The organism is Anaerorhabdus sp. (assembly GCF_036641015.1).
Taxonomy (GTDB): domain Bacteria; phylum Bacillota_I; class Bacilli_A; order Erysipelotrichales; family Erysipelotrichaceae; genus Anaerorhabdus.
Genome location: NZ_JAVWFO010000047.1, coordinates 1 through 13,976, shown reverse-complemented (window position 1 = coordinate 13,976; position 13,976 = coordinate 1). Strand labels below are relative to the sequence as shown.

Below are 13,976 nucleotides of genomic sequence, written 5' to 3'. Positions count from 1 at the left end.
ACCTACAAAGGAAAAGGATATTCCGTTCCACCGCAGTTTATCAATCAACGAGTCAAGATACTTAACATTGAAGACAAACTGTATTTGTATTCTAACACAGAATTAATTACGGTACACACAATAAGTCAACAGCCATTTAATTATCGCGAGGATCACTATCGAGAGGCTTTAAAAAAATCAATCTATAACAAAGAGATTGATATCGAAGAAGTAGCAAAAGAAAACTTAGCCTTATTGGAACAATTAGGAGGAAAACAATGACAAGTGCAACAAATTATCATAAGTTATTAAATAATTTAGAAACGTTAAAACTGGATAAAATAAGAGAAAATTTAGAAACATATCTGGATTACATCGCAGCAGGAAATAAACAAGTTGTCGATGCATTATATGAGTTAACAAGTTTAGAAATGGCTTTACGTGATGAGAGAACGATGAGTGCCTGTGTAAAAGTAGCCAATTTCCCATATCTTAAAACCCTCGATGATTTTGATTTTTCATATCAACCGAGTATAAATAAAGAACAGCTCCTTGACTTTAAACATCTACGATTTCTTAAAAACAAAGAAAATATACTCTTTATTGGAACCCCTGGAGTCGGTAAAACTCACTTAGCAACATCCATCGGAATTGAAGCAGCTAAAGGAAGAAATATTACGTATTTCATTAATTGTAATGATTTAATCTTACAGCTTAAAAGAGCACATTTAGAAAATCGCTTAGAAACACGTCTTAAATTCTTCGCTAAATATAAACTGCTTATTATTGATGAAGTAGGATTTTTACCCTTAGATGAAGAGTCTTCAAACTTACTCTTTCAATTAATTACCAAACGATATGAAAAAAATTCAACAATTATTACAACAAATAAAGCTTTATCAAAATGGGGTGAAATCTTTGGCGATAATGTTTTAGCTAATGCCATTCTCGATCGTCTTTTACATCACTCTCATGTCATCAATATTACGGGTCGTTCTTATCGTACAAAAGATAAGGTTTCTATGATTGAGTCTTCCCCTGATTCTTCTACCATTTCTGGTAACTCTTAAACCATCATTTTTGGTGCTTTATATATTGACATTAACAATAAAAATCTACATTATAACTTTTACCATCTAGGGCAGTATGGGCAAATTTTGCCCATACTGAATTTCTATCTAGTTCGCATTCAGCAAAAATTTTTCTAATATGTTTTCCTATTACACTTCTATCTCTTTCAAATAAGTCTGCAATTGATCCAAACTTAACCATACTGTATCTTGTTCTAGAGTTACTTCTACAGATATCACTCCATCTTCAAAAAACACACTATTATTTTCTTTCATTTGTACTCCCTTCTACTCATTTATTCGCAAAAGAAGTGCAATTTCCTAAAATCTTTATAGGCACATAAAAACCTGTGTGGTTGACACAGGTTCGTTCAATTAGCATGGCACCCCCAACCAGAATCGAACTGGTAACTAGATCTTAGGAGGATCTTGTTATATCCATTTAACTATAGGGGCATACCTAAATATTATAAAACATATAAATGTTATGTACAATGAAAAACACATTAGTTGAAAAGCAAAAAAGAATAGTGCATGATATAAGTATATTATCGAGGAGGATTTATGACCAATTACCAAGTTATTACTGACTGTACCTGTGATTTACCAAATACAATTTACGAAAAATACCCTATTATTATTTTACCAATGCAAGTCAACTTAGAATCAACAGTTTTCTTACATACAAAAGATTTTGAAAATATGAGTGTGGAAGAATTTTATACAAGGTTAAAAAATGGAAGTACATCAACAACATCGCAAATAAACCCAGAATCTTTTAAAATAGAATTTGAAAATGTTTTAAAAGAAGGAAAAGATATATTATATATTGGTTTCTCATCCGGATTAAGTGGCACACTTCAATCAAGTTTAATAGCCAAAAATGAATTAATGGAAAAATATCCAGATAGAAAAATTATTATTGTCGACTCCTTGGCAGCAAGTGCTGGACAAGGTTTACTTGTTTATCAAGGATTAGTAAATCAAGAAAATGGCTTAAGTATTGATGAAAATGAACGATGGCTTAATAGTAATGCGTTAAATTTGGCACAATGGTTCACAGTAGATGATCTGCAATTTCTTAAACGTGGAGGTAGAATTTCAGGTACTGTAGCACTTGTGGGTACAGCCCTTAAAATTAAACCTGTACTACACGTTGATAATGAAGGACATTTGATTAATGTATCTAAATCCCACGGTAGAAAAGCATCATTAAATGCCTTAGCGGATAAGCTAGCAGATACAATTACCAATCCACAAGAACAAGTAATTTTCATTTCTCATGCTGATGCACTAGAAGATGCACAATACCTAGCCAATAAAATCATTGAATTAGTATCTGTAAAAGATATCATTCTAAGTAATATCGGACCAGTTATCGGTTCACATTCAGGTCCTGGAACAGTTGCGTTATTCTTTTTTGCTACAGAACGTTAATGTGCCTATTCGGCACATTTTTATATATCTTTACAAAAATTGCATGATATAATTATCATCGAGGTATAGTTATGGCAAAAAGAGTTTTTTTCGTTATTTTAGGTAATATCATCATTGGTATCGGTATTGGGCTAACTGTTTATTGTGACTTAGGAATAGATCCAAGCACAACTTTTTTTAGCGGTATTAATAATATAGCTAATATTGGTTTAGGTAATTGTATTGCACTTGGTAATGCATTATTATTTATTCCAATGTTCATGATTGATCACAAAACTATTCACTTAGGAACTTTTGTAAATATGCTAGGTGTAGGCTACGTTATCCAATATGCATCACAATTCTTTATCGCTAATCTACCTGTTCTTTCTTTGCCAATTCGCTTTATAATCATGTTTATCGCAATTATAATCGTTTGTACTGGTTGTGGTATATATCTATCTGGTAACCTTGGACAAGCACCGTGGGATTCGCTTGCTCATTTAGTTAACATAAAATTCCCTAATATTAAGTATTCAACTGGTCGAATGGTTCAAGATATCTCAGCATTGTTCCTTGGATTCTTACTTGGAGCTCAATTGGGTGTATGTTCATTTATCTTCGCTTTCTGTTTAGGCCCAGGAATCCAAGTATTTAAACAATTGTTTGAGCGTATATTCTTTAAAGAAGTTATCACAGAATGATAACTTCTTTTATTTTCCAATCTTGATATTTACTGTATCATACATTACTTTTGCATGATTTATTCTAATACATTCTTTATTAATACATTTACCTGTTTTAACATCAATTTCTTTTCTAAATACTTTACCATTGCGGTAAACATCATCTCCTTCTTTAGAGAAATATTCATCTTCACTTTCGATGTGATACTTAACATTTAATTTACTATCACACCTAATTTCCCCGCAAAGATAGTCATTAGTTAAATAAACAATAATTTGATATGTATTTTTTGTTTCATTTTTGAAACGATAATCAAGATAATTGTACATAATCGATGTTCCTGTTCCAAACGGAATTTGTCGGTTAAAGTCAGGAAATAAATCATATGCATCATGGTGATGATGTTCAATTATCGTTAGTGGTGTATGTAATACCATCCAATGAATTAAATTAGTAAACTGGCACATTCCTCCACCTATTCCACTACTACTCTTACCACCTGAAATTGTAAGACCTGATTTATAACCTTTTCTTTCAGTAGGTTTTCCTACTAATTTCCAAAATGAAAATACTTCATTCGGTTTAATGCATATTTTATTAATCATAGGTGCTGCCAAAGATAAGTTATTTGCTTTATTTTCTTGTAACTCCATATCAACATTTCCTAGTTTTCTTCTTATCAATGAATTGTGTTTGTTAATTACAATTGGTAGTATGTCATCACTTTTTTCCTCAGCAAAAAGAACATTGGAAATGAAATCTTTGCAAATTCTAAGTGTTCTTTCTTTCTCCACAGAAATTTTATATGTAAGTGGAGATATTTCACAAAATAATTTCCTCATATCTTCTCTTTTCTATATTTTTAATAATATTTATCCAATATTTCAAAATCAAAATCATCTGAAGATATCGGTTTAAAGTAATAGAATCCTTGTATTACATCGCACTTAAGATCCTTAAGTATTTGAACTTGTGCCTCTGTTTCTATCCCTTCAGCTACAACTCTAACTTTAAGCTCTGCTGCCATATCAATAATACTGGATATAACAATCCTAGCACGCTCATTATTCATGGTATCTAAAAAGAATGCTCGATCAATTTTTATTACATCTACATCTATATCCTTTAATAAGGCCAAACTAGAATAGCCGCTTCCAAAATCATCCATCGACATTGTAAATCCAATATGATGTAAATCATCAATAAGCTTTATAATCTTATTTACATTTTCAAAGACAATTGTTTCCGTTAATTCTATTTCAAAGTATTGATAAGGAACATTATATTTATCTACAATACTTTTTAATTGAGCAACAAAGTCCTCATTATTCAAGTGTATTCTAGAAAAATTAATTGAAATTTTGATTGGGTCTAAACCATTATCAATCATCTTCTTTAAAAACTTAGCAGCTTGCTCAAATATGTAGAAATCAATTTTCGCTATAAATCCATTCATCTCAAACAATGGTACAAATACTGCTGGACTTATAATTTTATCATTTTCATGCCATCTAACTAATGCTTCTGCACCACAAACTCTGCCATCATTCAAGCATACCTTTGGTTGTAAGTACATTTTAAATTCCTGATTTATAAATGCACTATTCATTTTATTTTCAATTTCATTTTGTTCAATTGCTTCTTTTTCTAAATCTTGATAATAATCTGTAATAATATTTCCATTTCTTAATTTAGCTTTTTTATGCGCAAAATTAATCTTTTCCATTATTTCAAATACATTATATCTACCAGGATCTTCTGGCGTAACTATATATTCACCTGTTGGAAATTCTACTATCGTATTAAAATCTTTACCCATAAGTTCTCTAAACATATTAATGAATATTGATCTTGTCATCGCCAATTTTTCTCTATCTTCAAATGGCAATAGAAGTGCAAAATTATCTATACTAATACGACAAAATAATCCATTATTATTCTTAACTACATACTCTAGTGCTTTTGCCATATTAACAATTACTTTATTACCTATTTCAAAATCATGTACACGATTTATTATTTTAAAGTTTCTTACATCTAATTTGATAAATACATATGTTTTAGAAGAATTCTTTTTTAGCATTGCTTTAGCTTTTCTTATAAAATGATTCCGTGACATAGCTCCTGTCATTTTATCAACACTTCTTCTATCACTAAATGCGATAAACAATAAAACTGCTCCATATACTAAAATACAACATACTAAAACAAAAATCATTTTATTTTGTTCGGAAAATACTCCCGAGAATGACTTAGTAACCGCTAACTGTGGAGCAATGGACATCATATACCAATTACCAGTCTGTAATTTTACATAACTAACTATTAAATTCGAATCGTCATTGTTATCTTCAACATTAAAAACTCCACGGTTACCTTTTAATATTGAGCAATTTTCTGGCAAATGATCTGCATGATCGCATATTGATTTAAAATAGTTTAATAGATTATCATTTGAATTAACATATGATATGTTCCCTATTAATAAATTTCCTGTTTCATCTACTATGGCTATTTTACCTTGCCCATCTAAAAAGGATAAATTAAACATTGATGTTATAGTGTCACACCAACAAGAGTATACTACTGAACCTATTACATTATCGTTTTTAATAATTGGAGAAGCAAACACCATCACATTTCTTGTGGGATCTACCAATGATTGCGTAGGACTTGAAATAAAAAACTTACCATTCATAGTGGACTCAAAAAAATCATCATTATTTAAATTATAGTATTTCATACCATCTTGATTTACTGCACTGCCATCAGGATACACTATTAAACAATTTTCAAGACCATTATTTTCGACTACTGATTTCAAAACAACCAGCTGATCATCGCTACCTAATTCATCACCTTGAGCAAAAATATCCGCAATTGTATAAACTTTTTTGACTTGTTCATTTATTTGTAACTCAAATGAGACTTCATTTGGAGCTAGTATCTCTTCTAAGTGCCCAACAATATGATTTTGTATGTACATAGTAAAATTATAATTGTGTGTAATAAACGCAACCATTAGGAATGTTAATAATGTAAAGGTTAGAGCAATAATGATAATTTTCTTATTTTTCACAAAGCAGACCTCTCAAATAATAATCTTTGTGTATTATTATAATTATATTCTATCATTTTGACTCTCGAACTCAATCACTGCCAGTAATACTAGATACATTTCAACAAAGTCAAATATTTTTAGAATTAATTACTATATACACATTATTCAATACATTAATTATATACCTTATGTATTTAAGGATACCATGTTTATGAGGTTAATGACACTAGATATTGTTTATTTAATGATACAAATTAGCAAAAGTGTAAACTGAAATACATTTTATATTCTCATTGCAATGATTTCACTTACTAATAGTAACTTTATATTATCCAGATGATTAATTTTCATTAAAGCAAGTAGTACTGTATATTTGTATTTTAATTCAAAGTTAATGTTTAACTAATTTCTTTTGCAACAACTATTAATCTCAAATCTTCTCGATCTCTAACGCATGTTTGTAACGTTAATAATTTGTCATTTTTTGTAATCTCTAATCCCGTATCATAAAATGCTTTATTTTTAATTGATTCCAAATAGAAATCAAAATAATCTTTATCATAATTTGTGTGAAAATACTCTAGAGTTGGATTATCCATCTCATAATAATATACATAGGCCACTTTATACTTTCGTATTTCATTTTCTAGTTGTAAATGTATCACACTGTTTTCTTCATAATTTTCTTGTTGTATTAGTTGATGTAATGGACCAAACATCAATGATTCATCCTTATATACATAATGTGCATATATAATCATATTTTGATCATCTTGTGAATTTCTATAGTCCATAAAAGCAGCACCATGAGACGATTCTTTTAAATCCCAACTTAGTGCTAGATACTTTTCATTATCTTTAGTTTGAACTATATTTTCTTCAATAAGTCCATTTTCAAATTTTAGACTTCCAATGAATTCTGTATTAATCTCTTTATTTATACTCCACTCTTGGCTGCCTTCATTTAAATCAGTTGAAGTGATAATTTCTGGTTTTTTTTCATTTTGTAAGATTGTAAAAGAATATAGCATTCCACAACTAAAAATTACTAACGCAATACCAATCGTTATTCGTTGAAAATATATTTTTATTTTATTCACTTTGTTCTCCCAATAAATCTAAAAAGCCACCAAAGTGGCTTTTATTAACTATTTTACACTCGTGTTTGGTACTTTGTATTCCTCATCCAAAATACAACCGTTTTGTTTGTAGATGATATTCCCCCATTTATCGAAAATATTTCCACATTCATCTTTTGTAAATACTTCATCATTATTATTTCCACCTGGAATATCAGGTGTAGGTGTTATTAACTCATTGATAAACCAAACAGATTGATCCTGAGTTTTATCTTTACGATCCACATATAAAGTTCCAGAAGTTTCCCCAAGCTCTAGCATCATTGTAGAATTTTCCTTAGTAGCATAAACATATTCTTCATTTACAACAGGCACTGAAAATTCTCCATAATTTAGACTACCTTTTTGAGGAATGGATATCGGTAATAGTTTACCTGTTCCACTTGCCGTACCATCCACTGTAAGTGCAGCTGTTTTTACCCCAAGTTTATTTAAAATACGTCCAATATTGAGTGTTCCATTCACTGTCAGATCCCCTAAAATATTATCCTTAGCAACAAGAGCTAATATGGCATCTGTTTCTATATTTAAATCATTAATACCTTGTAAAGGTCCCATGTTCAAGAAATTTCCATCGATGGCAACAATAGAATTCTTTGTTACATTGACATTATCGAACATTAGAATCGTAGGACTTTTTTGATAAGCACTATTAGTGCCACATGTTCTATACGTTAAATTAAGTGAGCCGCTAATTTTATTACCATTTGAAGGATAGCGTCCCATTAAATATTTATCAAGAGTTCCTCCGCTAATATCTATGTCAAGGTCACCATTAATAACTATCTTTTTACCACTCACACTTCCTCCTTCAATTGCTTGTAAGGATCCCCCTGATTGTCCTAAGAATACGTTTCCTTGTACATTAGTATTTTTATTCTTATTTTTTTTAACCCCAGCCATAAGAACGTCGGTTTTCCCACCTACGACAATCGCCACAGCAGAATAATTTTTTCCGTTTTTTACATTATCACTTGTAATATTTTGTCCTTTAATTTCACTTGCGTAGCTGTATATCGCTCCTCCTAGATAACATTTAGAATCAGTGGTACGTCCTAGCGGTGTAATTGCACCATAACTTTTTTGTGTAATAATAGGATTTGAAATGATGTTACGAGTATCACCAACAATTGCATCATCAATTAGTTCAACATAAGTACCGCCAAGCACAACATCATTTGTTCCTGCGCCATAAACGATGCCATATCCCGAGCTTGAATTTCCACTTTTTATTTGTGCATTACCACCAATTGTGACCTTAGTATTTGAAACAGTCGAATGGAAAGAACCACCGTGTACTGCTGGAATATCATAGCCAGCAGAAACATCATCTTCCCCCTTTTCTGTGGAAGGAATTATTGCATTTCCTCCTACAACTACCGTTGCATTTCCTCCTACAGAAGCACGAGTTGCTCTATCCGCCTCATTAGCAGTCTCTTTTGTATCATAACTGGAAGAAACATAAATATCGTTGTAGCCTCCTCCATATATACTTTTTACCTCACCACCTGTAACAGATACAAAGGTATTTCCACTTACCTGACCATTTTCATTCGCATTGATTGCAATTGGATTTGTTCTAACAGCACCGCCACCAAAAATTTGATAAACAGTACCTGCTTTCATTTCAACACTGGTATTTCCAATGGTGTTACTATTGATACCTCCACCATATATTCCATAGGGTAAAATACCATATTCATAGTTCGTACCTACCCACGAAGGACCATCCCATATTTCCTTACTTTTATCAGCAAGATAAAGATTATAATTACTATTTGTTTCATAACTTTTTTTATCGCCACCATCAGTGTCTACTTTATCCTCAGCAGTTGGAAAACTTGCATTTCCTCCAAAAATAATAGAGGTATTTCCTGTTAAAACACCTGATGAATTTCCGCCAGCTACAAGTTTATAAACACCATCCAAAATAGTAATAGATGTATTTGCAGTAAGATTGCTATCACTTCCACCATATACAATTAGTCTTCTTTTTCCATCTATACCACTACCAAAACCTTTTCCCAAAGTGAGTTCATGCCCCTGTGCATAAATAGTTTTTGAATTTATGAAAATGTCTTCAAATATCACATTCCCCGATAGTTTTAACATTTCCGCAGTAGTGATATGTAATGAAGTATTTTTATTTCTCAAATTTTGATCCGTTGCATTATCTGATTTGACAGTAATAGTTTTTCCATTTACACCAGAAAAATTACTAAAATCTAGTTTGTTACCTTTAATAGTAATAACAATATTATCTTTAGTAGATTGCGACAGTTTAGAGATAATATTATTTACATCTTTTTGTGTAGTTGCTTCAAAGATATCAATATTTTGACCTTCAGTAGCATCTACTAAGAGCGTTGTAATCTGCTCATGTTGACACTCTTTTGACTTTACAGTTGGATCATATCCACACTCTTCAGTATGAATATGATTACAATCAACACCATCTACAGATTCAATAAAACCACAATTCTCATCGTGTACATGAGGACAATTCAATTCTTTTGTTACGCATCCACCCTCTTCACTACATTGATGATTACAAGAGGTTATCTTTTTGGATTCTTCACTCACTCCATCCATCGAATAGCAATCATCACTATGTTCATGGATACAATTTATCTTTTCTTCATAACAAGTATCATCATGTTGATGTGTACAATTCTTACCTTCTACAGGCTCTACATAATGACATTCTTCACTATGTAGATGTGTACATGAATGTTCATCATTTACATCTATTTGATCATTTTCTTCCTCAATCTTGTTCCCACAAATTTCACAAACAATTTGCATTTCTTCTTTTTTCTGCTCTTCCGTATATTCAGCAATAACTACGGAATTGAACATTGAAAAACCCAATGTTACTACAAGCATAAGTGATATAAGTATTTTTTTCATATCATCATTCCCCTTCTATTATTAAGTAATATTTTTATATAGATACTCTTATGTTTTTTGAATTATATTTATTTACCTAAAATCCTTTATCAATAAACCTACAGATTACCTAGTTAACACTCGTGTTTGGTACTTTGTATTCCTCATCCAAAATACAACCATTTTGTTTGTAGATGATATTCCCCCATTTATCGAAAATATTTCCACATTCATCTTTCGTAAATACTTCATTATTATTATTTCCACCTGGAATATCAGGTGTAGGTGTTATTTGTTTCTTCCATTGAGCATAAACTGTCATACTTTCCAAAATATAACTTTTTTCACTAAACGCTTGTCCTGTTCCATCACTTTTTGTATTCCATCCAACAAATATATATCCATTTCGTTCAGGATTTTTAGGTAACTTATCGATTGTATAGTTTGCATTAATATCCGTAATTTCAATACCTCTTTTCTTAGGATTTGCTTCTATTTCTCCACCATTTTTATCAAAGGTAACAACTCTACCTGTAGCTACTTCCCACATATTATTTAAAGAGCTATTAGGATCATCTAAAAACATTAAGTATAAATCTTTACAATCTGCCCCTGTATTCCCCAATATAAAGTTTTCATCATTGCCTTTTAAATTAATTAAATAATTATCTCCGACTGTGGGCTTCTTTTCTTGTAGATAATTGTCAGGATCTACTGTAGTTATTTCATTAACTCCATTTACTTTTCCTTCAACATGAATCGGTATATTTCCACTTGGATAATTTTTTAGGCTTTCAATAACAGGTAATCTAAATTCATTATTACTTCCGTTAAATTCTTTTGTAACTACAACTTTTTCTTTGAATGCAAAATGGCTACCATCTGATACTAAAGTTCCTGATACTCTACCTCCTATTGTATTAAACCAATTTATAACCCAGTCATTATTACTAGTAAATGACGTATAGTTTGCATCATCTCTATGCTTATATCCTGTCTCGAAGTATCGATCAAAAATTATTGTACTATTTTGCGAATTAATATTGTCATGTACCCAAACTTTGCCTTTAACTCTCCATGTACCTTTATCCATAACTACACTTTTAGGCTGTGTCTCAGAATTTCTAGTTATTAAAGATGAATCTTCTATTATTGTTAGATTAGGTGTTGTTTGCAAGGGGAATTGAACTTTACCAAATTGTTCAAAATTTTTGCTATCAATTTCAACAAATGATTTATTCTCAATTAGTACATTGCCTAAGCGATAGACATAACCAGTTTGTTGATAATTATCTTTATCTCCACAACCTGAATATATAATTTTACTATTTGCAATTAATGATTCATTTCCCCAAAAATGCCCAACTCTTCCACCTTTCACCAAAATTGTAGCCTGACCTGTGAAGTTATTGTTGCCATTATTTTCATTATCTAAAACGACACAATCTAAGTCTCCACTAATGATTTCAATTAATGCATTGCCTTTAATTTCATCATAGTAATCCTGACTTCCACCTAAATTAATCCCATGAGCTTTATTGTGATAGGATGCATCAAAAACTACACCATCATCATAAACAATATGAATCGCATATTCTTCATTATTTTGATTATAAATTTTAGATCCACCAGAACCAATAGAATTTACACTATTTTCCCCTGTGCCAAAAACACGACCAATTTTAGCACCGTTTTTAACATTAAATTTAATAACACCAAGAACGTCATCATTTTCACCTGCGCCAAGTGTACTAGCACTGCCACCACTATATGACCCATCACTATTTACACCATGATTTACAGTTCCTGCTTGTAGTGTCACATTAATGTTGTTTACTGTTGAGTGTCTTGATCCTCCACAACTATTCATTGATGTACCAATTTTAGCTGTATTTTTAGGAGCGCCTTCATATCCTACTATTAAATTAATATCTCCAAAAACTCTAGCTGGTTCCCTTGTTGTATTTAAACTTGCATCAGCTTGATTATCTCCGCCACCAAACAAATAACCAACAGAACCGCTTCTAATATTAATATTTACATTCCCTTTTACTATACCAACTGGGTTTGTTTTATCACTTTTTGAACTGGCTAATCCTCCACCAAAAAAATTTCCAATAAAACCAGTACTTGATGTCGGATAATCAATTAGGATATCGGTATCCCCATTAACATTCGCATCATATCCTCCGCCATATAAATTAGCAAATCTTCCTCCACGAAGAATAATTTTAGTTGAAGTATTAACATCAACTTTGTTTCCTCCACCATAAATTGCTTTAATTGTGGTAATTTGATTATTGCTATCTAAAAGAGACGAAAAAAATTCAGTAGTCTCAAACAAATGTCCATTCGCATATATACTTGAATAAGAATTATATGCCTTTATATTATCAAGTACCAAATCACCCTTTAAATTGGTTCCCATGTTTAATAGACTGAATGAATTTCCATCAGAACTCTTAATGGTAATTTTTTTACCAACAATACCTGAGAATTCAGCAACATCTATGTTATCAGTAGTTAACAAAATCGTAGCTTCAACTGTTGAACTTTGCTCAATCAACGAAACTGCAGTATTAAATTCATTATGATCTTTAACACTATAAACATTGTTTAAAATATTCATAGCTAATTGAGGATTTTCCTCAACTTCCACTTCCTCACTGATATTCTGCATCATTATCACATCAACGCTTATTTTTAATTCATCAGTTGAAGCAAATTTATCAGGTAAAACTAAATAAAAAATATAGTTACCTTGTGTATTTATATTAAAATCAGGAATCGACTTCCATTGACATTCACTTAAAGTGAATTCCTCATTTGAATTAATTACTTTATATTTAATTTCTTTAGGTAAAATGAGATTTGAATCATCACCTACTTCAATTTTCTGATTCATTATTTCATCATCTAATGGCGATAATGTAATTTGGTTTATTGTTTCAACTATTTCCTCTTCTTCTTTTATAACTACTTCACTTTCTTCGCCAAGTACCTCTAGGCTTGTCAGGACATTTATCGCCATCATACTCACTATTACAATTTTAAAAATGTTTTTCATCATTACTATTTCCCCCTACATTGATTAAACTACTAATTGTTATCCCTTTCAGTTCTAAAATAATTGTCGTTCTAACTTTTTCATAAGCAACACGCACTTGGCAGTGCTCACTTGCATCTCTTGTGCAACAATCTTTATCCAAAAGACATTTATTTATTATAATTTGGTCGCCACTTGCTACAATTACATCGTACAAAGTAACTTGTTCAGCGTCACAAATCAGTCTATATCCCCCACGAATTCCTTCAATTGCTTTTATCATTTGAGCACTTTTAAGGTCTTTCGTTACTTTAGATATATAACTTAATGGTATTTTAAGTTCTTTCGCAATTTCTTCTGAAGATTTTACTTTGTTTTCTTTTGCAAGATAGCAAATAATCCTTATTGCATAGTCCGTTGTAGTTTTAAATTTCATCTTGTCTCCTAACTCAACCTATTTTTATCCGAGTTTAAATCAAAGAGTACAGCATAAAAGTATTTATGCTGTTGTGAATAAAAATTTATGTCAAATGTTACGTATATGGTAACATATTAATAAAAATGCAAATTTTGCATAGTTTTTTAACCGTTCCTATTATTAGGATACTTTCAATTTATTCAGTCTTTACATTATTTTCATTTAAATTAAGTGCTAAGGTAATTGTTACAATTGTTCCTTCATTCTTAAC

At 30.9% G+C, this 13,976-nt stretch carries 11 protein-coding genes and 1 tRNA gene; 4 read left to right on the top strand and 8 right to left on the bottom strand.

Annotated features, from left to right (window positions below; translation table 11 throughout):
• Together RR430_RS07340 and istB are read left to right on the top strand one after the other, a co-directional pair.
• On the top strand, positions 1-261 hold a 261-nt coding region (locus RR430_RS07340; protein WP_442879637.1), incomplete at its 5' end, for a Mu transposase domain-containing protein.
• Positions 258-1,049, top strand: a complete 792-nt coding sequence (istB, locus tag RR430_RS07335) for an IS21-like element helper ATPase IstB (protein WP_332508838.1) — start codon at positions 258-260, stop codon at positions 1,047-1,049. The genes RR430_RS07340 and istB, both read left to right, overlap by 4 nt.
• Before the next feature lie 150 nt (positions 1,050-1,199).
• Here the strand turns inward: istB and RR430_RS07330 are convergent, their stop codons facing one another.
• Both RR430_RS07330 and RR430_RS07325 read right to left on the bottom strand, forming a co-directional pair.
• Positions 1,200-1,325 (bottom strand): hypothetical protein, encoded by a 126-nt coding sequence (locus RR430_RS07330; RefSeq protein WP_332508837.1) that lies wholly within the window; start codon positions 1,323-1,325, stop codon positions 1,200-1,202.
• A gap of 105 nt (positions 1,326-1,430) precedes the next feature.
• Positions 1,431-1,505: transfer RNA gene (locus RR430_RS07325), tRNA-Arg, on the bottom strand.
• 108 nt (positions 1,506-1,613) lie between these two features.
• On the opposite strand from RR430_RS07325, the gene RR430_RS07320 reads away from it, so the two are divergent.
• Together RR430_RS07320 and RR430_RS07315 are read left to right on the top strand one after the other, a co-directional pair.
• Positions 1,614-2,486, top strand: a complete 873-nt coding sequence (locus tag RR430_RS07320; RefSeq protein WP_332508836.1) for a DegV family protein — start codon at positions 1,614-1,616, stop codon at positions 2,484-2,486.
• Between the two features lie 71 nt (positions 2,487-2,557).
• Entirely contained in the window at positions 2,558-3,169 is a 612-nt protein-coding gene (locus RR430_RS07315; RefSeq protein WP_332508835.1) for a hypothetical protein, read from the top strand.
• A gap of 9 nt (positions 3,170-3,178) precedes the next feature.
• On the opposite strand, the gene RR430_RS07310 is transcribed toward RR430_RS07315, so the two are convergent.
• From RR430_RS07310 to RR430_RS07285, 6 genes are all read right to left on the bottom strand, one after another.
• Positions 3,179-3,994 (bottom strand): VanW family protein, encoded by an 816-nt coding sequence (locus RR430_RS07310; RefSeq protein ID WP_332488564.1) that lies wholly within the window; start codon positions 3,992-3,994, stop codon positions 3,179-3,181.
• Between the two features lie 20 nt (positions 3,995-4,014).
• Positions 4,015-6,231: a bifunctional diguanylate cyclase/phosphodiesterase gene (locus RR430_RS07305; protein WP_332488565.1), complete on the bottom strand. Its 2,217-nt coding sequence runs from the start codon at positions 6,229-6,231 to the stop codon at positions 4,015-4,017.
• A gap of 380 nt (positions 6,232-6,611) precedes the next feature.
• Positions 6,612-7,313, bottom strand: a complete 702-nt coding sequence (locus RR430_RS07300; protein ID WP_332488567.1) for a class B sortase — start codon at positions 7,311-7,313, stop codon at positions 6,612-6,614.
• A 48-nt stretch (positions 7,314-7,361) separates the two neighbouring features.
• Positions 7,362-10,262: a hypothetical protein gene (locus RR430_RS07295; RefSeq protein WP_332488568.1), complete on the bottom strand. Its 2,901-nt coding sequence runs from the start codon at positions 10,260-10,262 to the stop codon at positions 7,362-7,364.
• 109 nt (positions 10,263-10,371) lie between these two features.
• Entirely contained in the window at positions 10,372-13,311 is a 2,940-nt protein-coding gene (locus tag RR430_RS07290; protein WP_332508834.1) for an InlB B-repeat-containing protein, read from the bottom strand.
• On the bottom strand, positions 13,292-13,723 hold the full coding sequence (locus RR430_RS07285) for an RrF2 family transcriptional regulator (protein WP_332488571.1): 432 nt from the start codon (positions 13,721-13,723) through the stop codon (positions 13,292-13,294). The genes RR430_RS07290 and RR430_RS07285 overlap by 20 nt, the downstream gene beginning before the upstream one ends.
• Positions 13,724-13,976: the final 253 nt, after the last annotated feature.

Coding starts and splice junctions, on each gene's coding strand:
- istB (WP_332508838.1), top strand. CDS start 258: ATGACAAGTGCAACAAATTATCATAAGTTATTAAATAATTTAGAAACG.
- RR430_RS07330 (WP_332508837.1), bottom strand. CDS start 1,325: ATGAAAGAAAATAATAGTGTGTTTTTTGAAGATGGAGTGATATCTGTA.
- RR430_RS07320 (WP_332508836.1), top strand. CDS start 1,614: ATGACCAATTACCAAGTTATTACTGACTGTACCTGTGATTTACCAAAT.
- RR430_RS07315 (WP_332508835.1), top strand. CDS start 2,558: ATGGCAAAAAGAGTTTTTTTCGTTATTTTAGGTAATATCATCATTGGT.
- RR430_RS07310 (WP_332488564.1), bottom strand. CDS start 3,994: ATGAGGAAATTATTTTGTGAAATATCTCCACTTACATATAAAATTTCT.
- RR430_RS07295 (WP_332488568.1), bottom strand. CDS start 10,262: ATGAAAAAAATACTTATATCACTTATGCTTGTAGTAACATTGGGTTTT.
- RR430_RS07290 (WP_332508834.1), bottom strand. CDS start 13,311: ATGATGAAAAACATTTTTAAAATTGTAATAGTGAGTATGATGGCGATA.
- RR430_RS07285 (WP_332488571.1), bottom strand. CDS start 13,723: ATGAAATTTAAAACTACAACGGACTATGCAATAAGGATTATTTGCTAT.